Source organism: Variovorax sp. DAIF25 (assembly GCF_050711835.1).
Lineage (GTDB): Bacteria > Pseudomonadota > Gammaproteobacteria > Burkholderiales > Burkholderiaceae_C > Variovorax.
On record NZ_CP136636.1, the window covers coordinates 2,354,087 to 2,375,411 of the forward strand.

Below are 21,325 nucleotides of genomic sequence, written 5' to 3' on the forward strand. Positions count from 1 at the left end.
GTCGATTCTATCGGCCGCCTCTATGGCGGCCCCTATCTATAACCGCAGGACATAAGGCAGTTTTTGGGCCGGCGATCAGGCCGAGAAGGCCTGCACGGTACGCAGTCCGAGCCAGGTCATGCACAGCGAGCCGCCCAGGTGCAGGGCGATGGTGCCCATGGCGAGCCCGACGCGGCCGGCGGTCAGCATGCCCACCACTTCGGCCGAGAAGCTCGAGAAGGTGGTGAGGGTGCCGAGGAAGCCGGTGATCACCATCAGGCGCCAGGCCGGGTTGATGTCCGGCAGGCCGCTGAACACGCCGATGGCCACGCCGATCAGGTAGCCGCCGATCAGGTTCACCGCCAGCGTGCCCCAGGGCAGGATGCCGCCGGGGTTGAGCCACAGGGCGAAGCCCCAGCGCATGAGGGCGCCGACGCAGGCGGCGAGGCAGATGACGACGACGTTCAGCAGCATGGCGGCGATTATCCGCAGGCCCTGCTACCGCTCCTTGCCCATGACCACGTCGGGCAGGATGGTGACGATGCTCGGGAACAAGGTGATCAGCGCGATGCACAGCACGAGGCAGAAGAAGAAGGGGATCGCCGCCTTGGCGATCACGTTGCTGTCCTTGCCCGTCATGTTTTGCAGCACGAAGAGGTTGAAGCCCACCGGCGGCGTGACCTCGGCGATCTCGACCAGCAGCACGATGAAGATGCCGAACCACACGAGGTCGAAGCCGGCCTTCTGGATCATCGGCAGCACCACCGCGCTGGTCAGCACGATCATCGAGATGCCGTCGAGCGCCGTGCCCAGCACCAGGTAGACCACGACGAGGGCCCCGATCAGCGCGTAGGGCGACAGGTGCATGCTGTCGACCCATTCGGCCAGTTCGCGCGGGATGCCCGTGAAGGCCATGGTCTTCGTGAGGAAGGCCGCACCCGCGAGGATGAACATGATCATGCAGCTGGTGCGCGTGGCACCCATGAGTCCGTCCTTGAAGTTCTTCCAGGTCAGGCTGCGGCCCCAGGCCGCGATCGCGAGCGAACCGAGCACGCCGAAGGCCGCGCATTCGGTGGCCGTGGCCCAGCCTGCCACCAGCACCCAGACGATGAACACGATCAGCAGCGCGCAGGGGATCAGGTTGCCCGAGAGGCGGATTTTCTCCATGAAGGTGGTCGGCGGATCGGCCGGCGGCACCTTGTCGGGATTGCGCAGGCTCCACCAACCGATGTAGCCCGAGAACAGCAGCATCAGCAGGAACCCGGGCAGGAAGCCGGCCAGGAAGATGCGGATGATGGAAGCATCGGCCGCCACGGCATAGACCACCATCGTGATCGAGGGCGGGATCAGGATGCCCAGGGTGCCCGCGGTGGCGAGCGAGCCGATCGCGAGCTTCTCGTTGTAGCCGCGGCGCTTGAGTTCGGGCAGCGCGACCTTGGCGATGGTGGCGCAGGTCGCGGCCGAGGAGCCCGAGACCGAGCCGAACACGCCGCAGCCGAGGATGGTGGTGTGCATCAGCCGGCCCGGCACGCGATTGAGCCAGGGGCGCAGGCCCTCGAACATCTCCTCGCTGAGCTTGGTTCGAAACAGGATCTCGCCCATCCAGATGAACAGCGGCAGCGCCGCGAGCTCCCAGCTCGCATTGCTTTCCCAGAATGCCGAGAACAGGTTCTTGCCCGGCAGCGTGTTGGTGAAGAAGGCCTGGCCGACCCAACCGACGATGGCCAGCGTCATCGCGATCCAGACGCCGCCCGCGAGCAGCAGCAGCATGATCCCGAGCAGCAGGGCGCCCATCCAGAGGTTTTCGAACATCGGGTGTCTTGGGTGTTGTTGTGGGTGTTCGAAGACTCAGACGTCGGAGGAGAAATCGCCCGCGGCGTGGCGTTCTTCTATGGCGCGCTGGTAGCTGGGCTTCTCGCCGCGCAGCACGCCCACGAGCTCGTCGATCATCGCGATCAGCAGCAGCCAGCAGCCGATCACGAAGGTCGATTGCGGAATCCAGATCGGGATCACGACCAGGCCCGTGGCCATCTCGGCGAACTCGTAGCTCTCCCAGGTGAAGCTGGTGGCCCAGTAGGTGAGGTAGGACACCGAGACCGCCGCGATCAGCAGGCAGGTGACGTCGAGCACGCGCCGCGTCTTCGGCGGCACGGCCTCGAGCAGCAGCGTGACGCGCACGAAGTCGCCATGGCGGAACGCATGGGCCATCGCGAAGAAGGCCGCGGCCGCGCACAGCCACGCCACCACGTCGTTGAGCCCGCTCACGTGCCAGTTCATCTGCCGGCCCACGCCGGCCAGGATCATCAGCACGAAGATCAGGAACACGCAGAACGCGCCGAGCGCGCCGGCGCCGTCGTAGAGGCGGTCGAGGAATTTGCGCACGGGCTACTTTTTCTTGTACGCGTCGACGATGGCCTGGCCATCGGGGCCCGCAGCCTTGAGCCAGTCGGCCTGCATGATCCCGCCGACCTGGCGCATGTCGGCATCGAGCTTGGCCGAGGGCTTGTGGATCTTCATGCCGCGTTCGGCGAGCAGGCGCTTGTATTCCTCGTTCTTCTCCTGCGCGACTTTCCAGCCGCGCGTTTCGGCATCGGCCGCGGCCTTGGTGACGGCGGCCTTGGTGGTGGCGTCGAGCGCGTCGAAGGCCTTGGCGTTGACGAGGATCGCGTTCTTCGGGATCCAGGCCTGCGTGTCGTAGAAGTTCTTGATGTGCTCGAAGGTCTTGGTGTCGTAGCCGGTCGAGCCCGAGCTCATGTAGCTTTCGATCACGCCGGTGGCCATGGCCGCGCTGAGCTCGGCCTGCTGGATCTGCACCGGCTGGGCGCCGATCAGCTCGGCGATCTTGGCGGTGGCGGGGCTGTAGGCGCGCCACTTGATGCCGCGCAGGTCGGCCACCGAGCTCACTTCCTTCTTCGAGTAGATGCCCTGCGGCGCCCATGGCACCACGAACAGCACCTTGATGCCCTGTGCGGCCAGCAGCTTCTCCATCGCGGGCTTGGAGGCTTCGTAGAGCTTCTTCGCTTCGGGGTAGGTGGTGGCGAGGAAGGGCACGCCGTCGAGCGCATAGATCGGGTTCTCGTTGGCGAAGTTGGCCAGGAGGATCTCGCCGGCCTGGGCCTGGCCGCTTTGCACCGCGCGCTTGATCTCGGGCGCCTTGAACAGCGAGGCGTTCGCATGCACCGTGACCTTGAGCTTGCCGCCGGTGGCCGCGTCCACGTCCTTCGCGAACTGCGTGATGTTCTCGGTGTGGTAGTTCGTGGCCGGGTAGGCGGTGGGCAGGTCCCACTTGGTTTGCGCGAAGGCCGCGGCGCCGAGAGTGAGGCCTGCGAGGGCCAGGCCGAACTTGTGATTCATGTGCGCGCTCCGGATGTAGTGAAAGCAAAACGAAAGAAAAAGCATACGTGCAAATTCCGGGCCACTTGCTGAGGCCTTTCCCTGCTTGTTGCGCGCTGGCGGCACCGTGCCGGCATGGGTTGACGCGCATGAAAAAGCCGCCCCGAAGGGCGGCTCGTTCGCGGGGCTAGGGCCCCGTCATTCCTTGGCCGCGACCTTCGCGGGCTTGCCGGCCTTTGGCGCGGCGGCCGGTGCGTCGCCAGCCGCGTAGGCCTTGCCGTTGACCGTGAGGCCTTCGGCCGAGAGCTTGGCCGCGGCCTTCTCCTTCACGCCCTTCACGCGCTGCATGAGATCGGCCCAGTCCTTGAACTCGCCCTGCTTGCGCGCGTCGAGGATGCGCTTGGAGAGCGCGGGCCCCACGCCCTTGAGGCCATCGAGATCGGCTTCGCTGCCCTTGTTGACATCGACCGCCGCGAACGATGCGGCAGCGAACAGCAGGGCGGCCGTGGCCACGATTTTCTTGAACATGTTTGAACTCCCTCGTTGATGCTTTTGATGCGCCGACAAGACGTCGGCTTCGGCTCAACGAGGGCTCGGAACAGGGCGTTGACGGCCGCGCGCCAGCGGCCACCATTGTTCAGCAAGGTGATCGAAGGTCTCGCCTCCGAGGCCGATCAGAGCTCTTCGACGCGGCGCGGCGGATAGCTGTCCCAGGCCTGGCAGCCGGGGCAGTGCCAGAAGTACTGGTGCGCCTCGAAGCCGCAGGCCGCGCAGCGGTAGCGCATCAGCGGCCGCGTGGCCTGGTCGAGCGCGCGCTGCACCTGCGGATGGAACTGCTCGTGCTCGAAGCGTTCGCCTGCGAGCCAGCGCGAGGCCGCGACCAGCGAGGGCTGGTGCGCGAGGTGCGCGATGTAGCCGTCGCGCGGCACGGGTGCTTCGCCCTCGGCCTCGGGCGTGGTGCCGGCGGGCGCGCCGCCGAGCGCGATCAGTGCCTCGAGCACGTCGATCGACGGCGATTCGGCATAGCGCCGTTGCAGCAGCGCGAGCGCTTCGGGCTCGCGGTGCGCGGCCACGGCCGCCTGCTGCAGCGCGGCGGCGTACAGCGGCAGCGCGAGCGGCGCGGTGTCGCTCAGCGCCACCAGGGTGTCGAAGGCCGCGCCGGCTTCGCCGCTGCGCAGCTGCAGGGTCGCGGTGTCGATGGCGGGGCGCGGCGCCTGCGGTGCCTGGGCCACGGCCTGCTCGAGCAGCCGGCGCGCGGCCGTGAGGTCGCCCATGCCGACCTGTTCGGCGGCCTGCTCGCACAGGTGGTGCGCGCGGCGCGTGCCGTAGCTGGCCTGGTCGGACTCGTCGAGCTTGCGCGCCACGTCGGCGGCCTGGCTCCATTCGCGCGAGCGTTCGTAGATGGCCAGCAGCGCGAGCCGCGCCTCGTTCTCGTAGCGCGTGCCCTCGAGCTTCTGCAGCGCGGCTTCGGCGCGGTCGAGCAGGCCGGCGCGCAGGAAGTCCTGCGCCAGCGCATGCTGGGCGCGCTCGCGGTCGCTGCGGCTCAGGTCGCCGCGGCCGAGCAGGTGCTCGTGCACGCGCACCGCGCGCTGGTATTCGCCGCGGCGGCGGAACAGGTTGCCGAGCGCGAAGTGCAGCTCCTGCGTGTCGGGGTCGTTCTGCACCGCCTCGATGAAGGCGTCGATGGCCTGGTCCTGCTGCTCGTTGAGCAGGAAGTTGAGGCCGCGGAAGTAGGCCTTGGGGGCCTGGCGGTTCTCGAGCTTGAGCTGGCGGATGTCGAAGCGGGAGGCCAGCCAGCCCAGGACGAAGGCGACGGGCAGGCTGATCAGCAACCAGCTGGGATCAAAGTCCATGTTGGCGTACGGCGGGAAGGTCGGTGGCGGCGATGGTCGGTGCCGGGGCTGCCGCCGGCGCGGCGGCCGGGGCGGAGGAGGCGGCGGCGCTGCCCGCGGTCGTGGCCGGCAGTTGCGCGGCGGCGCTGCGGTGCTTCCACCAGCCCGGCAGCATGCCGAGCGCGCCCACCACGAGGCCGCCCGCGAAGGCGGCCAGCACGACCAGCACCAGCGGCGCGCGCCAGTAGGTGCCGAAGAAGAAATAGACGGTCGCGTCGTGCTGGTTGTTCAGCGCGAAGGCGAAGAGCGTAAAAAAAATGGCTGCCTTGAGCAGCCACAGGAGGTATTTCATGCGCGGTCCCGTTGGCGGGACGATTCTACGGTTGCACCTGCGCCGGACGGTCCGCGCCGATGGAGGGGCCGTTGGCGGCTGGACTCAGGCCTTCGGCGTCGTCTTGATGCCGAGTTCGGCGCTGCGGGCGTCGACCGCCTCGCGCAAGGCCTTGCCGGGCTTGAAGTGCGGCACGCGCTTCTCGGGAATCTGCACGCTCTCGCCCGAGCGCGGGTTGCGGCCGATGCGCGGCGGACGCCGGTTGACCGAGAAGCTGCCGAAGCCGCGGATCTCGATCCGGTGCCCGCGCACCAGGGCATCGCTCATCGCGTCGAGGATGGTCTTGACGGCGTATTCGGCATCCCGGTGGGTGAGTTGCGCAAAGCGCGCTGCGAGTTCTTCGACGAGGTCAGAGCGGGTCATAGGTCAAAGCAAAAAGCAGGGGCGAAAAAAAAGACAGAGAGGCCACCAGGGCCTGCTCTGTCTTCCGGCGACGGCTTACTTGTTGTCGCTGTTGTCGAGCTTGGCGCGCAGCAGGGCGCCCAGGCTCGTCGTGCCCGCGTTTTCGCGTGCCGACTGCTGGCTCAGGTTGGCCATGGCGCCTTGCTCGTCGACCATGTCCTTCTGCTTGATCGACAGCTGGATGTTGCGGGTCTTGCGATCCACGTTCACGACGATGGCGGTGACTTCGTCGCCTTCCTTCAGCACGTTGCGGGCATCTTCGACGCGGTCGCGCGAGATTTCCGAAGCACGGAGGTAGCCGATGATGTCCTCACCCAGGTCGATTTCAGCGCCGCGGGCGTCGACCGTCTTGACCTTGCCGGTCACGATCTGGCCCTTGTCGTTGACCGTGGTGAAGGTGGTGAACGGGTCGCTGTCGAGCTGCTTGATGCCCAGCGAGATGCGCTCGCGGTCGACGTCGACGGCCAGCACGATCGCTTCGACTTCCTGGCCCTTCTTGTAGTTGCGAACGGCGGTTTCGCCGGCTTCGTTCCACGAGAGGTCCGAGAGGTGAACCAGGCCGTCGATGCCGGCAGCCAGACCCACGAACACGCCGAAGTCGGTGATCGACTTGATCGGGCCCTTGACGCGGTCGCCACGCTTCGTGTTCTGAGCGAACTCTTGCCACGGGTTGGCCTTGCACTGCTTCATGCCCAGGCTGATGCGGCGCTTGTCTTCGTCGATTTCCAGGACCATGACTTCGACTTCGTCGCCCAGCGAGACGATCTTGTTCGGAGCGATGTTCTTGTTGGTCCAGTCCATTTCGGAGACGTGCACCAGGCCTTCGATGCCGGGTTCGAGCTCGACGAACGCGCCGTAGTCGGCAATGTTCGTGACCTTGCCGAACAGGCGGGTCGATTGCGGGTAGCGGCGCGAAACGCCCATCCACGGGTCGTCGCCCATTTGCTTGAGACCCAGCGAGACACGGTTCTTCTCGGTGTCGAACTTGAGGATCTTGGCGGTGATTTCCTGGCCGGCCTGAACGACTTCGCTCGGGTGGCGGACGCGGCGCCATGCCATGTCGGTGATGTGCAGCAGGCCGTCGATGCCGCCGAGGTCCACGAACGCACCGTATTCGGTGATGTTCTTGACCACGCCGCGGACAACAGCGCCTTCCTTCAGGGTTTCCATCAGCTTGGCGCGCTCTTCGCCCATGCTGGCTTCGACCACGGCACGGCGCGACAGCACGACGTTGTTGCGCTTGCGGTCGAGCTTGATGACCTTGAATTCGAGGGTCTTGTTCTCGTACGGGGTCAGGTCCTTGATCGGACGCGTGTCGATCAGCGAGCCCGGCAGGAACGCGCGGATGCCGTTGACGAGCACCGTGAGGCCGCCCTTGACCTTGCCGCTGGTGGTGCCGGTGACGAAGTCGCCCGATTCCAGCGCCTTCTCGAGGGCCAGCCACGAAGCGAGACGCTTGGCGGTGTCGCGCGAGAGGATGGTGTCGCCGTAGCCGTTTTCAACGCTGCCGATGGCAACGGAAACGAAATCGCCGGCCTGGACTTCGAGCTCGCCCTTGTCGTTCTTGAACTCTTCGATCGGCACATACGCTTCGGACTTCAGACCGGCGTTGACGACGACGTGGTTGTGTTCGACACGCACGACTTCGGCCGTGATGACCTCGCCGGTGCGCATTTCGGAACGCTTCAGGGACTCTTCGAATAGGTCGGCAAAAGATTCAGACATTTATGGTTCCTTCCGTCAGGCAGGGTTGGCAGGCGCTCTTGCGACATTGCATGCGACTGCGCTGGATCTGGAGACGGCGGTTGGTTGTGGGCGGAAGCCCGGTTGGTTGAACAACCAGAAGGCCGGTGCGCTGTCGCGCGAAGGGAGCCTTCTGGAGCGGTAGGCGCCCCCCGGAACACCCGGTGGGCGCGAGCCTTTCAAGCGGACTCGAAAGGCTGCACTTGTCGCCACCAGTCCAACACCGTGTCGATCGATTGCTCGATCGAGAGCTGGGAGTTGTCGAGGTGGCGCGCGTCCTGCGCCGGCTTCAAAGGGGCGACGCTGCGGGACGAGTCCCGGGCGTCACGCGCCTCCAGATCGGAGCGAAGACTGTCGAGTGTAGTCGAAATACCCTTTGAAATCAACTGCTTATGGCGCCGCTCGGCACGCTGGGCGGCGCTCGCGGTCAGGAACACCTTGAGCGCGGCGTCGGGGAAGATCACCGTGCCCATGTCGCGGCCGTCGGCCACCAGGCCCGGCAGCTGGCGGAAGCGCTGCTGCAGGCCCAGCAGCGCCTCGCGCACGGCCGGCAGCGTGGAGACGCGCGAGGCGTCCATGCCGGCGGCCTCGGAGCGGATCAGCTCGCTGACGTCCTCGCCGTCCAGCAGCACCTTGCCCTCGGTGAACTGCAGCGGCAGGGCGGCGGCCAGCGCGGCGATCTGCGCCTCGTGCGCGGCGTCGGCGCTCAGGCCGGCGCGGCGCATGGCCAGCCCGGTCACGCGGTAGAGCGAGCCCGAATCGAGGTAGTGGTAGCCCAGCAGGCGCGCGACTTCGGAGGCCAGCGTGCCCTTGCCCGAGGCGGTCGGGCCGTCGATGCTGATCACCGGAATGCCGGCGGCTGTGGAGACCGAGAACAGGGTCTCGAAATAGTCGGGGAAGGTCTTGGCGACGCAGTGCGGCTCGAGGATGCGCACCGGCACCCGCGCCGGGTTGAAGGCGGCGAGCGAGAAGCACATGGCGACCCGGTGGTCGTCGTAGGTGCGGATGCTCGCGGGCCGCCAGCCGGCCGGCGCCAGCGGATGCACGCGGATGAAGTCGGGCCCGGCCTCGACCGTGGCGCCGAGCTTGCGCAGCTCGTTGGCCATGGCGTCGATGCGGTCGGTTTCCTTGACGCGCCAGCTCGCGATGTTGCGCAGGGTGCTGGGGCCGTCGGCGTAGAGCGCCATCACGGCCAGCGTCATCGCCGCGTCGGGAATGTGGTTGGCGTCGAGGTCGATGGCCTTGAGCGGCCAGGCGCCGCGGCGCACCGCGAGCCAGTTCGGGCCGCTGTCGATCTCGGCGCCCATCTGGCGCGCGGCGTCGACGAAACGGATGTCGCCCTGGATCGAATCGGCGCCCACGCCCTCGATCCGGATGCCGTCGGCCCCGGAAGCGGCCGCCGCGATGGCGCCCAGCGCGATGAAATAGCTGGCGGACGAGGCGTCTGCCTCGACATGGATGTCGCCCGGCGAGCGGTAGCTGCTGCCGGCGGGAATCGTGAAGCGCTCCCAGCCGTCGCGCCGCACCGCGATGCCGAAGCGCGCCAGCAGGTTCAGCGTGATCTCGATGTAGGGCTTGGAGATCAGCTCGCCGACCACTTCGATCGTGATGTCGCTGGCCGCTGCGAGGGGCAGGGCGAGCAGCAGGGCGGTCAGGAACTGGCTCGAGACGTCGCCGCGCACGCGGATCGGGGCGTCGAGCACCAGCTCGCCATGCGGTACCGGATGGATGCGCAGCGGCGGATAGCCGGGATTGCCGAGGTAGTCGATGCGGCAACCCAGTTGGGTGAGGGCATCGACCAGGTCGCCGATCGGGCGCTCGTGCATGCGCGGCACGCCGCGCAGTTCGAATTCGCCGCCCAGCAGCGACAGCGCCGCGGTCAGCGGCCGCATCGCCGTGCCGGCATTGCCGAGGAACAGCGACAGCAGCTCGGTGTTGCCGATTTCCCGGCCGCCGATGCCGGTGATGCGCACCCGCGTGCCGGCGGGTTCGACGCCGCAGCCCAGCGCGCGCAGCGCATCGAGCATGACGCGGGTGTCGTCCGAGTCGAGCACGTCGTGCAGGGTGGTGGTGCCGCTCGCGAGCGCGGCCAGCAGCAGCACGCGGTTCGAGATGCTCTTGGAGCCGGGCAGCTGCACCGTGCCCGAGGCGCCGGTCAGCGCGGGGAGATCGAGGAAGGCCGAGGCGTACATCTCAGGCGTCCTGCTGCGAATCGTGCGACGACGAGGCGCCGGGCTGCCAGGCGGCTCGCACGCGGCGGGCGCGTTCGATCGACTGCTCCAAGGCCTGCGATTCGCCCTCGGCCATGGCGTTCTCCATCTCGAGCAGCGCGGCGCGGAAGGCGCGCGATTGCGCCAGCACCTGCTCGCGGTTGGCCAGCAGCACGTCGCGCCACATCACGGGGTCGCTCGCGGCGATGCGCGAGAAGTCGCGAAAGCCCGGGCCCGCCAGGCTCAGGAAACGCTCGCCCTGCGGCTGGCCGGCGAGGCCGTTGACATAGGCGAAGGCCAGCAGGTGCGGCAGGTGGCTCACGGCGGCGAAGGTGCTGTCGTGCTCCTCGTGGGTCATGGTGAGCACGTTGGCGCCGATGCCGCTCCAGACCTGCGAGGCACGCTGCACGTTGGAGCGCAGCGTGGACTTGATCGGCGTGAGCACCACGTGGCGGCCGGTGAACAGCGAGGCCTCGGCATGCTCGATGCCCGAGACTTCCTTGCCCGCGATCGGGTGTGCCGGCACGAAGTTGCCGAGCTGGCCCTGCAGGCCGCGGCGCGCGGCCTCGATGACGTCGCCCTTGGTGGAGCCGACGTCCATCACCAGCGCATCGCTGCCGATGCCGTGGCGGATCGCCTTGAAGGTGGCTTCCGAGGCCGCCACCGGCACGGCCAGCAGCACGATGTCGGCGCCCGACACCGCCAGCAGCGCCGAGGGCGCGGCGACGTCGATCACGCCGAGCTGCCGGGCCCGTTCCGTGGTGGAGGGCGACTTGCTGTAACCCACCACCCGTTTCACCAGCTTGGCGCGCTTCAGCGCCAGCGCGAAGGAGCCGCCTATCAGGCCGCAGCCGATCAATCCCAGTTGCTCGAACATGTGCTTGCTTGCGACGGACTCAGGCCTTGACGGGGTAGGCGCCGAGCACCTTGTAGAACGCGCAGAGACCGCGCAGTTCGGCCAGCGCCGCGGCCACGTTGGGCTGCGAGGGATGGCCGTCGAGGTCGATGTAGAAGTAGTACTCCCACTGCCCGGTGCGCGCGGGGCGCGACTCGAAGCGGGTCATCGACACGTTGTTGACCTTCAGCGGCACCAGCAGGTCGTGCACCGCGCCCGGCCGGTTGGGCACCGACACGATCAGGCTGGTGCAGTCGCGGCCCGAGGCGGGCGGCATCGCGAGCGTCTGCGGCAGGCAGATCACCGAGAAGCGGGTGCGGTTGTAGGAGTCGTCCTGGATGGCGTGGGCCACGATGTGCAGCCCGAAGCGCGTGGCGGCGCGTTCGCCGGCCAGCCCCGCGAACGCCGGGTTGGCGGCCGCGAGGCGCGCACCCTCGGCATTGCTCGACACGGCGCGGCGCTCGGCATGCGGCAGGTGCTTGGTCAGCCAGCCCTGGCACTGGGCCAGCGCCTGCGGATGGGCCAGCACGGCCTCGATGCCCTCGAGCGAATTGCTGCTGCGCAGCAGGTGGTGGCGCACCAGCAGGCTGACCTCGCCGACCACGTGGGTGGGCGAGTGCAGGAACAGGTCGAGCGAGCGCGTGACCACGCCCTCGGTCGAGTTCTCGACGCCGACCACGCCGTACTGGGCGCTGCCGGCGGCGGTGGCGTGGAAGACCTCGTCGAAGCTGGCGCAGTAGATCAGGTCGGCGGCGCCGCCGAAGTACTCGATGGCCGCCTGCTCGCAGAAGGTGCCTTCGGGGCCGAGCACCGCCACGCGCTGCGGCGACTCGAGCGCCAGGCAGGCCGACATGATCTCGCGCCAGATGGCGGCCACGTGCAGGTCCTTGAGCGGACCGCCGTTGCCCTTCTGCATCTTGTCGATGACCTGGGCCACCCGGTCGGGGCGGAAGAACGGCGTGCCTTCGCGCTTCTTCACTTCGCCGACCAGCTCCGCCACATGGGCCCGCTCGTTGAGCAGGCGCAGCAGTTGCTGGTCGAGCGAATCGATCTGCACGCGCAGATCGGCGAGGCTTTCGGAATGGTCGGGGGAGGAGGGCTGGGTAGGAGCTGGGGCGGTCATCGGTGAGGTTCGCGCGCGTCTAGGCGTGCGACCGCTCGAATTCTCGCATGTAGCTCACCAGGGCCTGCACGCCTTCCAGGGGCATGGCGTTGTAGAGGCTGGCACGCATGCCGCCCACCGACTTGTGGCCCTTGAGCTGCAGCAGCTCGGCCGCGCGGGCGCCCGACAGGAAGGCCTCGTTGCGGGCCTCGTCGCGCAGGAAGAACGGGATGTTCATGCGCGAGCGGCAGCCCGGGTCGATCTTGTTCAGGTAGAAGGACGACGCATCGATGAAGTCGTACAGCAGCTTCGCCTTGGCGATGTTGCGCTGCTCCATCGCGGCCACGCCGGTTGCGGCGCCTTCGGTCTGCTCGCGCAGCCATTGGAACGTGAGCCCCGCCATGTAGATGCCCCAGGTCGGCGGGGTGTTGTACATGGACTGGTTGTCGGCCACGGTCTTGTAGTTGAACGCGCTGGGGCAGATCTCGAGGGCATGGCCCAGCAGGTCCTCGCGCACGACGACGATCGTGAGCCCGGCCGGGCCGAGGTTCTTCTGCGCACCGCCGAAGGCCAGGCCGACGCGGCTCCAGTCGACGCCGCGCGAGGCGACGTGCGAGGAGAAGTCGATCACCAGCGGCGCCTTGCTGCCGAGGGCGGCGAGGTCGGGCAGCTCGTGGAATTCGATGCCGTTGATGGTCTCGTTGCTGCACAGGTGCACGTACGAGGCATCGCCGGACAGCTGCCAGCTCGCGGGATCGGGCAGGCGCGTGTGCTGGTCGTCGGCGTTGCTCGCGGCCACGCGCGCGCTGCAGTAGCGCTGCGCTTCCTTGTGCGACTTGATGCTCCAGCTGCCGGTGACCACGAAGTCGACCGTGCCGCCGCGCGACAGGTTCAGCGGCACGATCGCGTTCTCGCCGAGGCCGCCGCCCTGCATGAACAGGATCCGGAAGTTGGCGGGCACCGCCAGCAGCGCGCGCAGGTCGGCTTCGGCCTGCGCGTAGATCTCGCCGAACTCCTTGCCGCGATGGCTCATCTCCATCACGCTCATGCCGCTGCCGTGCCAGTCGAGCATTTCGGCGGCGGCGCGTTGCAGCACCGCCTCGGGCATGGCGGCGGGGCCCGCGGAGAAGTTGTAGGGGCGCGGGCCGGCCGGCTTCTGCGGGGCGTTCACGTCACTTCTTGGCGGGAGCCTTGGCCGGTGCCTTGGCGGGTGCGGACGGCGCTTCGGTCGGGGCACCCAGCGCCTTGGCGACGTTGGTGTCGAGCGCCTGCATCTTCGGCTCGATGGAGCTGCGGGTTTCGGCCACCAGCTTTTCCGTCAGCGCGGTCTGCATCTTGGGGTTCAGGTCCTGGTACTTCTTGCTCAGCGGCGAGTTGATCCAGGCCAGCAGCTGCTTGAGTTCGTCTTCGGTGAAGGACTGCTCGAGCAGCGGCGTCAGCGTGGTCGGGGCCAGTTGCACGGCCTTGTCGCGCACGATCGGGTAGGCCTCGTCGTAGTACTTCTTGAGCTCGGCATCGGCGGCCTTGGCGGCGGCTTCGCGCTTGGCTTCGGGCACCTGGGTCTGCAGGTACTGCGAACCGGCCTGCGCGATCGGAGCGCTCGACTGCTCGACCAGACCGCGGGCCAGGGCTTCGATGCCGGGGCGCTGCAGGTCGAGGAACTGCTTGATGAGCGTGGCCTTGTCCTGCGCCAGGGCGCCCATCGAACTGCCAGCCAGGGCGATGGTCAGGAGTGCGAGCTTGATTTGTTTTTTCACTGAGGATTCTCCGTTGAAGATGTGGAAGTGTCGTCTGCGCCGGGCTCGGGTTCGCCATTGGCATCGTTTTCGACGATACGTTGAAGCCCGCTGAGTTTGGCACCTTCGTCGAGCCCGATCAGCGTAACGCCTTGCGTCGCGCGACCCAGTTCACGAATTTCGGCGACTCGGGTGCGCACCAGCACGCCCTTGTCGGTGATGAGCATGATCTCATCGTCCGAATGCACGAGTGTGGCGGCAACGACCTTGCCGTTTCGCTCACTCTGTTGAATCGCGATCATGCCTTTGGTTCCACGGCCGTGGCGCGTGTATTCCGTAATGCTTGTTCGCTTTCCGTAACCATTTTCCGTGGCCGTGAGCACGCTCTGCTGCTCGTCCTCGGCCACCAGCATGGCGATCACGCCCTGGCCTTCCTCGAGCATCATGCCGCGCACGCCGCGCGCGTTGCGGCCCATCGGGCGCACGTCGTTCTCGTCGAAGCGCACCGCCTTGCCGCCGTCGCTGAACAGCATCACGTCGTGCTTGCCGTCGGTGAGGGCGGCGCCGATCAGGTAGTCGCCCGCGTCGAGGTCGACCGCGATGATGCCGGCCTTGCGCGGGTTGTTGAACTCGTCGAGCGTGGTCTTCTTGACCGTGCCCATCGAGGTCGACATGAACACGTACTGGTCGGCCGGGAAGTTGCGCTTCTCGCCCGTGAGCGGCAGCGCGACGTTGATCTTCTCGCCCTCGGCCAGCGGGAACATGTTGACGATCGGGCGGCCGCGCGAGCCGCGCGAGCCCGCCGGCACTTCCCACACCTTGAGCCAGTAGAGCCGGCCGCGGTTCGAGAAGCACAGGATGTAGTCGTGCGTGTTGGCGATGAAGAGCTGGTCGATCCAGTCGTCTTCCTTGGTGGTGGTGGCCTGCTTGCCGCGGCCGCCGCGCTTCTGCGCCCGGTATTCGCCGAGCGGCTGGCTCTTGATGTAGCCGCTGTGCGAGAGCGTCACCACCATGTCGGTGGGGGTGATCAGGTCTTCGGTCGAGAGATCGAAGGCGCTGTGCTCGACGAGGCTGCGGCGCGCGCCCACCTTCGACTGGCCGAACTCCTGCTTGAGGGCGCCGAGTTCGTCGCCGATGATGGTCGAGACGCGTTCGGGCTTGGCCAGGATGTCGAGCAGGTCGTCGATCTCGGCCATGACTTCCTTGTACTCGGCGACGATCTTGTCCTGCTCCAGGCCGGTCAGGCGCTGCAGGCGCATCTGCAGGATTTCCTGGGCCTGCGTCTCGGAGAGGCGGTAGAGGCCGTCGTTGCCCATGCCGAACTCGCGCTCGAGGCCTTCGGGGCGGTAGTCGTCGGCGCTGATCACGCCGCCGTCGGCGCGCGTGCGGGTGAGCATCTCGCGCACCAGCTTGCTGTCCCAGCTGCGCGCCATCAGCTCGGCCTTGGCGACCGGCGGGGTCGGGGCGTTGCGGATGATGGCGATGAAGTCGTCGATGTTCGCCAGCGCCACCGCCAGGCCTTCGAGCACGTGGCCGCGGTCGCGGGCCTTGCGCAGGTTGAAGACCGTGCGGCGCGTCACCACTTCGCGGCGGTGCTGCAGGAAGACCTCGATCAGGTCCTTGAGGTTGCACAGCTTCGGCTGGCCATCGACCAGCGCCACCATGTTGATGCCGAAGGTGTCCTGCAGCTGGGTCTGCTTGTAGAGGTTGTTGAGCACCACCTCGGGCACTTCGCCGCGCTTGAGCTCGATGACGAGGCGCATGCCCGACTTGTCGGACTCGTCCTGGATGTGGCTGATGCCCTCGATCTTCTTCTCGTGGACCAGTTCGGCCATGCGCTCCTGCAGCGTCTTCTTGTTGACCTGGTAGGGGAGCTCGTCGACGATGATCGCCTGGCGCTGGCCGCGGTCGATGTCCTCGAAGTGGCACTTGGCGCGCATCACGACCTTGCCGCGGCCGGTGCGGTAGCCGTCCTTCACGCCGTTGATGCCGTAGATGATGCCGGCCGTGGGGAAATCGGGCGCCGGCACGATCTCCATCAGCTCGTCGATGCTGGCCTGCGGGTTGCGCAGCAGGTGCAGGCAGGCGTCCACCACTTCATTGAGGTTGTGCGGCGGAATATTGGTGGCCATGCCGACCGCAATACCGCCGGAGCCATTGACCAGCAAATTCGGCAGCCGGCTCGGCAGCACGGCCGGTTCCTTTTCGGAGCCGTCGTAATTGTCCTGGAAATCGATCGTTTCCTTGTCGATATCGGCCAGCATTTCATGCGCGATTTTGGCCAGCCGGATTTCCGTATACCGCATTGCGGCCGCGTTGTCGCCATCCACGGACCCGAAGTTGCCCTGGCCGTCGACCAGCATGTGCCGCATCGAGAAGTCCTGGGCCAGCCGCACGATGGTGTCGTAGACCGACTGGTCGCCGTGCGGGTGGTACTTGCCGATCACGTCGCCGACGATACGGGCCGACTTCTTGTACGGCCGGTTCCAGTCGTTGTTGAGCTCGTGCATCGCGTAGAGCACGCGGCGATGCACCGGCTTGAGGCCGTCCCTCGCGTCGGGAAGGGCGCGGCCCACGATCACGCTCATGGCGTAATCGAGATAACTGCGGCGCATTTCCTCTTCGAGACTGATGGGCAGGGTTTCTTTGGCGAAGGACGTCATTGAGCGAGAGGCTGGCGGCAGGAAGGCGAAATTTTACGCTGTGAGGGGTGTCGCACCGCCGCAACACAAGGGCTCTATTCCGCCTCCGTCCTACGCTTCGTGGCCGCCGTGCGGCCTGTTTGCCAAAGACCCTATGGCACAATCGCCTCAACGTTTTGGGTGGTGGTCACTTAAAGCGTCCTTGATTCGCAGCGCGGCTGCGGCTTTTTCCCCAAGAGGAGAACCATGAAGAAACTGAATAAAGTGGCGATGATGTTTGCAGTCGCTGCGCTCGCCACTGCCGCCGGCGCGCAGACCCGTGTCACCGCTGCGAATGGCGGTCCTACGATCGACAACTGGCAAAACGGCACCGGCGAACTGGTTTGGAAGAACGGCACGAACGAACTGTGCTGGCGCGATGCCAACTGGACGCCCGCCACGGCTGCTGCCGGTTGCGACGGTGCTCTGGTTCCCCCGGCTGCTGCAGTTCCCGCAGCTCCTGGCGTTGTTCCCCCGCCCGTCGCTCCGGCTCAACCCCCGGCCGTTGCTGCTTCGAAGGTGACCTTCGCTGCCGACGCATTCTTCGACTTCGACAAGTCGGTGCTGAAGCCTGAAGGCCGCGCGAAGCTGACCGACCTGGTCGAGAAGATCCGTGGCGTGAACCTCGAAGTGATCATCGCCGTCGGCCACACCGACTCGATCGGTTCGGACGCCTACAACCAGCGTCTGTCGGTGCGTCGCGCCGAAGCCGTCAAGGCCTTCCTGGTCTCGAAGGGCATCGAACGCAACCGCGTCTACACCGAAGGCAAGGGCGAGAAGCAGCCTGTGGCTGACAACCGCACCAAGGAAGGCCGCGCCAAGAACCGTCGCGTGGAAATCGAAGTGGTCGGCACCCGCGCCAACTGATAGCTCGATTCCATCGACCATGAAACCCCGCCTCGGCGGGGTTTTTTTATGCCTGAATCAATGCAGGCTGAAAGTTTTCAATGAGGCCCATTCGTCATGGGCCGGTCATCGTCCGTTTCATAATCCGTCATATGACAGAAAACGTGAATGCCGATCCCGCCGAACTCGCCAAATTTTCGGAGCTGGCCCACAAGTGGTGGGATATGGAAGGTGAATTTCGCCCTTTGCACGAAATCAATCCTTTGCGCCTGGAATGGATTGAAGGTATTGCGCCGATTTCCCAGCGGCGTGTCGTGGATATAGGCTGCGGCGGCGGAATTCTTTCGGATTCGATGGCCCGCAAGGGCGCGGACGTGCTCGGTGCCGATCTCGCGGGCAAGGCCCTGAAGGTGGCGCAGTTGCACGCGCTCGAGGCCGGCACGCGCGGCGTGAAGTACCGCGAGGTCAGCGCCGAGGCGCTCGCGGCCGAGCAGCCCGGCAGCTTCGACGTCGTCACCTGCATGGAGATGCTCGAGCACGTGCCGGACCCGGCCTCGGCCATCCAGGCCTGCGCCACGCTGGTCAAGCCCGGCGGCTGGGTCTTCTTCTCGACGATCAACCGCAACCTCAAGTCCTTCATGCTCGCGATCGTCGGCGCCGAGTACGTGATGGGCATGCTGCCGCGCGGCACCCACGAGTACGCGAAGCTGATCCGGCCCAGCGAGCTGGCGGCCTACTGCCGCGCGGCCGGCCTCGACGTGCGGCACACGCGCGGCCTCGAGCACAACCCGATCACGCGGCGCTACTGGCTCAGTGCCGATACCAGCGTCAACTACATGTTCGCCACGCAGAAGCCGGTGGAGGCCCGGGCGTGAAGGGCGTGCCGACCCGCGCCGTGCTGTTCGACCTCGATGGCACGCTGATCGACAGCGCCCCCGACCTGGGCGCCGCGGCGGACCAGATGCGCACCGCCCGGGGACTGGCCTCCTACCCGCTCGAGCGCTACCGCCCCATGGCCGGCGCGGGCGCGCGCGGCATGCTCGGCGTGGCCTTCGGCATCACGCCCGATGCGCCGGAGTTCGATGCGCTGCGCGAGGAGTTCTTCGTGACCTACGAGCGCTGCATGTTCAACACCCAGGCCTTCGATGGCGTTCCGCCGCTGATCGAGGCGCTGATCGCGCGCGGGCTGCGCTGGGGCGTGGTCACGAACAAGTCGAAGCGCTTCACCGAGCCGCTCACGCAGGCGATGCCGCTGTTCGCGAGCGCGGGCGCGGTGGTGAGCGGCGACACCACGCCGCATGCCAAGCCGCATCCCGAGCCGCTGCACGAGGCGGCCCGGCGGCTGGGCATCCCTTCCGAGCATTGCATCTATGTCGGCGACGACGAGCGCGACATCATCGCGGGCCGCGCGGCGGGCATGCGGACCGTAGCCGCAGCCTACGGCTACATGGGCGCGCAGGCCGATGCGACCCGTTGGGAAGCCGATGCCTTGATAACTTCTCCGGGCGAGCTCTTGAAACTGCTGGATAGCGCCTAAAATACGCCCCCTTGGGGCTGCACTGGTTTCGACGCGGGTTCGGAGTCGCAGCGGGGCATGTCGAGCTGAATGCGCTCGTAAAACAGATTCAAACAAACTAACTGCAAACGACGAACGTTTCGCACTCGCTGCTTAATTGCCAGTGAGCCTTGCAACAGCAGGCCGATGGGCTGGGCAAGGGGGTTCTGAGCAATCAGTGCCTCCCGGCTGCAAGGATAATTACATCGGCTGGCTTCGATCCGGGTACCTTGGGTCGGGGCAAGAAAATAGGGTGCTGGCGTCCGGTGTAGCGTGCGACTGCGCGACTCCGGAAGCGAGACTTAAATCAGATCGCTAAACATGTAGAACTGCGCGATGAAGGCTGGCGGACGGGGGTTCAAATCCCCCCAGCTCCACCACATTGTCTAAGGCTGACTCGGACCGATCCGAGCTTGGCGACCCGGGAGGCATTCCCGGGTCGGCCACGGCCAAAACCCACCCTCCATGGATCCGGCACGCGTTTCACCTGCGTGAAGCGCGCGTTCACGCGTCAGAAGAGCTAGAGGGAGAGCGGCAAGGCCGCATGCCTGGCCTCGACGATTTCGAGCCCAGGTGGCCGTCGGCCAGGGGGTTATCGCGCCAGTCGGTCGCCGTCGCTGCCCGGCTTGGGCATCGGGCCGTTCGGCCCGCGTTCGGCGCGGATGGCCGACATGACGGCAACCAGCATCGCCCCGACGGCGACACCGGCCAGGAAGACCGACAGAACGAAGGATGGATCGGAGAGCTGCATGGTGTCAGAACGCCGATTTGTACACCCAAAGGCCGCACCGAGCGCCACTGGCGCGGAAGGTCGCGGCATTGTCTTACATGCGGCCGCCCGGTGGCACGGAGGCCCTCCTGGACAACCCGACCCCGGCTCTTTTTCGCTGTCACGCAGGGCTATATTCGGCGGGCGCCGGCGCGCTCCGATCGCGCGCGTTCCCTCCCTCGCATCTTCCTAAAAAGGGCTGCCCGTGTCCGATTCCCTGACTTCGGTTCTGACGAGCTACTACGACGCGGTGCCCTACGACTCGCACCCGTTCCCGCAGACGGCGGTGGAGCACCTGGAAGCCACGGCATTTCTCTTCGGCCTCGAAACCCCCCCGCCCGCCGGCGCGCGCGTGCTCGAACTGGGCTGCGCAGCGGGCAACAACATCATCCCCTTCGCCGAGCGCCACCCCGGCGCGCGCGCGCTCGGCCTCGACCTGTCGTCGGTGCAGATCGCGCAGGGCGTGAAGGCGATCGAGCGGCTGGGGCTGTCGAACGTCGAGGTGAAGACCTTCAACATCGCCGAGGTCGACGCCTCGCTCGGCCAGTTCGACTACATCGTCTGCCACGGCGTCTACAGCTGGGTGCCGGGGCCGGTGCAGGACGCGATCCTGCGCGTGTGCTCCGAGAACCTCGCGCCGAACGGCGTGGCCTACGTGAGCTACAACGTCTACCCGGGCTGGAAGGCGCGCGAGATCGTGCGCGACGCCATGATCCTGCGCGGCGGCCCGCGCGACACGCCCGAGGAGAAGCTCTCCTATGCCCGCGGCATGATCGAGTTCCTCGCGCAGTCGGCGCGTCCCGACAGCGTGCTCAAGAAGACGCTCGACGAAACCGCGCCGATCGTGCGCGACGGCGCCACCTCGTACCTGCTGCACGAGTTCCTCGAGCCCTGCAACGCGCCTTGCTATTTCAAGGAGTTCGTCGCGCGCGCAGAGGGCCACGGCCTGGCCTACCTGGCCGAGGCCGAGCCCTCGACGATGTTCGTGCAGAACTACGGCACCCAGGTGCGCGACCCGCTGCTGCGCGAATGCGGCGGCAGCCAGGTGCTGATGGAGCAGTACCTCGACTTCCTGGTCAACCGCACCTTCCGCCAGACGCTGCTGGTGAAGCAGGAGCAGGCGCGCAACATCCGCTACCGGCTCGACGCCACGCGCATTCGCGGCCTGCTGTTCGCGGGCGTGTTCCATGGCGAGAACGGCGCGCCGCTCACGCTCGACACGCGCGAGCAGAACTGCACCGCGATCCGCAACGTGACGGTCACCCTGCGCCAGCCGGTGCACAAGGCGGTGGCGCATGTGCTCGACAGCCACTATCCGCTGGCGCTGAGCGCCGACGCGCTGATCGCCTGCGTGCTGCCGCTGCTCGGCCAGCCGCGCGAGGCGGTCGAGCCCGCGGTGATGGCGATGCTCGAGGAGATGCTGATCCTCGGCGCGCTGCGCATCCGCCGCACGCCGGTGCCCTCGGTCGCGCAGGTGCCCGCACGGCCGCAGGCCGCGGCCTCGGTGCGCAACGCGCCGGGCCTGGCACCGGGCCAGGCCCCGTCGGTCACGGTCTGCAACGGCTGGCACGAGACCGTGGCCCTGTCGCTGCTCGAGCGCGCGCTGCTGCCGCTGCTCGACGGCACCCGTTCGCACGAAGCGCTGGTCGAGCACCTCGAGACCGAAGTGCGCGCCGACCGCCTGCGCTTCGTGCGCAACGACGAGCAGATGACCGATCCCGAGGTGCTGAGCGCCTTCGCCCGCGAACAGGTGGCGCTGGCGCTGCGCGACCTGCGGCGCAAGGCACTGCTCGCCGGCTGAACCCTCGCCAGACACACCCAAACTCCGCAACCAACGACATCTCAAAAGGA

The 21,325-nt window shown here is 67.0% G+C and carries 20 protein-coding genes and 1 other RNA gene; 5 read left to right on the forward strand and 16 right to left on the reverse strand.

The features are described from left to right. Positions 1 to 75: 75 nt before the first annotated feature. The 15 genes from crcB to gyrA all read right to left on the reverse strand — a co-directional run bounded on the left by crcB (position 76) and on the right by gyrA (position 16,286). Positions 76 to 453, reverse strand: a complete 378-nt coding sequence (gene crcB / locus R0232_RS10740) for a fluoride efflux transporter CrcB (RefSeq protein ID WP_431512093.1) — start codon at positions 451 to 453, stop codon at positions 76 to 78. Positions 454 to 477: 24 nt separating this feature from the next. Beyond that, positions 478 to 1,791: a TRAP transporter large permease gene (locus R0232_RS10745; protein WP_203205068.1), complete on the reverse strand. Its 1,314-nt coding sequence runs from the start codon at positions 1,789 to 1,791 to the stop codon at positions 478 to 480. Between the two features lie 36 nt (positions 1,792 to 1,827). Beyond that, positions 1,828 to 2,361 (reverse strand): TRAP transporter small permease, encoded by a 534-nt coding sequence (locus tag R0232_RS10750; RefSeq protein WP_203205069.1) that lies wholly within the window; start codon positions 2,359 to 2,361, stop codon positions 1,828 to 1,830. A gap of 3 nt (positions 2,362 to 2,364) precedes the next feature. Beyond that, positions 2,365 to 3,333, reverse strand: a complete 969-nt coding sequence (locus tag R0232_RS10755; protein ID WP_208510328.1) for a TRAP transporter substrate-binding protein — start codon at positions 3,331 to 3,333, stop codon at positions 2,365 to 2,367. 177 nt (positions 3,334 to 3,510) lie between these two features. Then, a complete protein-coding gene (locus R0232_RS10760) occupies positions 3,511 to 3,840 on the reverse strand; it encodes a ComEA family DNA-binding protein (protein ID WP_431512094.1) in 330 nt (109 codons plus the stop codon). 146 nt (positions 3,841 to 3,986) lie between these two features. Next, positions 3,987 to 5,165, reverse strand: a complete 1,179-nt coding sequence (lapB, locus tag R0232_RS10765) for a lipopolysaccharide assembly protein LapB (RefSeq protein ID WP_431512095.1) — start codon at positions 5,163 to 5,165, stop codon at positions 3,987 to 3,989. Next, positions 5,155 to 5,496, reverse strand: a complete 342-nt coding sequence (locus tag R0232_RS10770) for a LapA family protein (RefSeq protein WP_093343411.1) — start codon at positions 5,494 to 5,496, stop codon at positions 5,155 to 5,157. Before R0232_RS10770 ends, lapB begins: the two co-directional genes overlap by 11 nt. 84 nt (positions 5,497 to 5,580) lie before the next feature. Then, entirely contained in the window at positions 5,581 to 5,898 is a 318-nt protein-coding gene (locus tag R0232_RS10775) for an integration host factor subunit beta (RefSeq protein WP_057589604.1), read from the reverse strand. A 75-nt stretch (positions 5,899 to 5,973) separates the two neighbouring features. Then, positions 5,974 to 7,662: a 30S ribosomal protein S1 gene (gene rpsA / locus R0232_RS10780; protein WP_093343410.1), complete on the reverse strand. Its 1,689-nt coding sequence runs from the start codon at positions 7,660 to 7,662 to the stop codon at positions 5,974 to 5,976. A gap of 197 nt (positions 7,663 to 7,859) precedes the next feature. Beyond that, a complete protein-coding gene (locus R0232_RS10785) occupies positions 7,860 to 9,872 on the reverse strand; it encodes a bifunctional 3-phosphoshikimate 1-carboxyvinyltransferase/cytidylate kinase (RefSeq protein WP_431512096.1) in 2,013 nt (670 codons plus the stop codon). 1 nt (position 9,873) lies between these two features. Then, a complete protein-coding gene (locus tag R0232_RS10790) occupies positions 9,874 to 10,767 on the reverse strand; it encodes a prephenate dehydrogenase (RefSeq protein ID WP_093343407.1) in 894 nt (297 codons plus the stop codon). A 19-nt stretch (positions 10,768 to 10,786) separates the two neighbouring features. Further along, the gene (gene pheA, locus R0232_RS10795) at positions 10,787 to 11,908 is read right to left on the reverse strand and encodes a prephenate dehydratase (RefSeq protein ID WP_093343406.1); all 1,122 of its coding nucleotides are present in this window, start codon (positions 11,906 to 11,908) and stop codon (positions 10,787 to 10,789) included. A 19-nt stretch (positions 11,909 to 11,927) separates the two neighbouring features. Further along, positions 11,928 to 12,995 carry a 3-phosphoserine/phosphohydroxythreonine transaminase gene (gene serC / locus R0232_RS10800; protein ID WP_208510374.1) on the reverse strand — a complete coding sequence of 356 codons (1,068 nt, stop codon included), beginning with the start codon at positions 12,993 to 12,995 and terminating at the stop codon, positions 11,928 to 11,930. Positions 12,996 to 13,059: 64 nt separating this feature from the next. Beyond that, positions 13,060 to 13,644 carry a DUF2059 domain-containing protein gene (locus R0232_RS10805; protein ID WP_256222547.1) on the reverse strand — a complete coding sequence of 195 codons (585 nt, stop codon included), beginning with the start codon at positions 13,642 to 13,644 and terminating at the stop codon, positions 13,060 to 13,062. Continuing rightward, the gene (gene gyrA / locus R0232_RS10810; protein ID WP_093343403.1) at positions 13,641 to 16,286 is read right to left on the reverse strand and encodes a DNA gyrase subunit A; all 2,646 of its coding nucleotides are present in this window, start codon (positions 16,284 to 16,286) and stop codon (positions 13,641 to 13,643) included. The genes R0232_RS10805 and gyrA overlap by 4 nt, the downstream gene beginning before the upstream one ends. 225 nt (positions 16,287 to 16,511) lie before the next feature. Between gyrA and ompA the strand changes: the two genes are divergently transcribed. From ompA to ssrA, 4 genes are all read left to right on the forward strand, one after another. Then, on the forward strand, positions 16,512 to 17,171 hold the full coding sequence (gene ompA / locus R0232_RS10815) for an outer membrane protein OmpA (protein ID WP_431512097.1): 660 nt from the start codon (positions 16,512 to 16,514) through the stop codon (positions 17,169 to 17,171). 131 nt (positions 17,172 to 17,302) lie between these two features. Further along, positions 17,303 to 18,025, forward strand: coding sequence for a bifunctional 2-polyprenyl-6-hydroxyphenol methylase/3-demethylubiquinol 3-O-methyltransferase UbiG (gene ubiG / locus R0232_RS10820; protein WP_431512098.1), 723 nt, complete (start codon positions 17,303 to 17,305; stop codon positions 18,023 to 18,025). Next, entirely contained in the window at positions 18,022 to 18,687 is a 666-nt protein-coding gene (locus R0232_RS10825) for an HAD-IA family hydrolase (protein ID WP_398500979.1), read from the forward strand. Before ubiG ends, R0232_RS10825 begins: the two co-directional genes overlap by 4 nt. A gap of 13 nt (positions 18,688 to 18,700) precedes the next feature. Beyond that, positions 18,701 to 19,085: a transfer-messenger RNA gene (gene ssrA / locus R0232_RS10830) on the forward strand. A 212-nt stretch (positions 19,086 to 19,297) separates the two neighbouring features. Here the strand turns inward: ssrA and R0232_RS10835 are convergent. Continuing rightward, entirely contained in the window at positions 19,298 to 19,456 is a 159-nt protein-coding gene (locus R0232_RS10835) for a hypothetical protein (protein ID WP_203205080.1), read from the reverse strand. 223 nt (positions 19,457 to 19,679) lie between these two features. Between R0232_RS10835 and R0232_RS10840 the strand changes: the two genes are divergently transcribed. Beyond that, positions 19,680 to 21,275, forward strand: coding sequence for a methyltransferase regulatory domain-containing protein (locus R0232_RS10840; protein WP_431512099.1), 1,596 nt, complete (start codon positions 19,680 to 19,682; stop codon positions 21,273 to 21,275). Positions 21,276 to 21,325 lie beyond the last annotated feature (50 nt).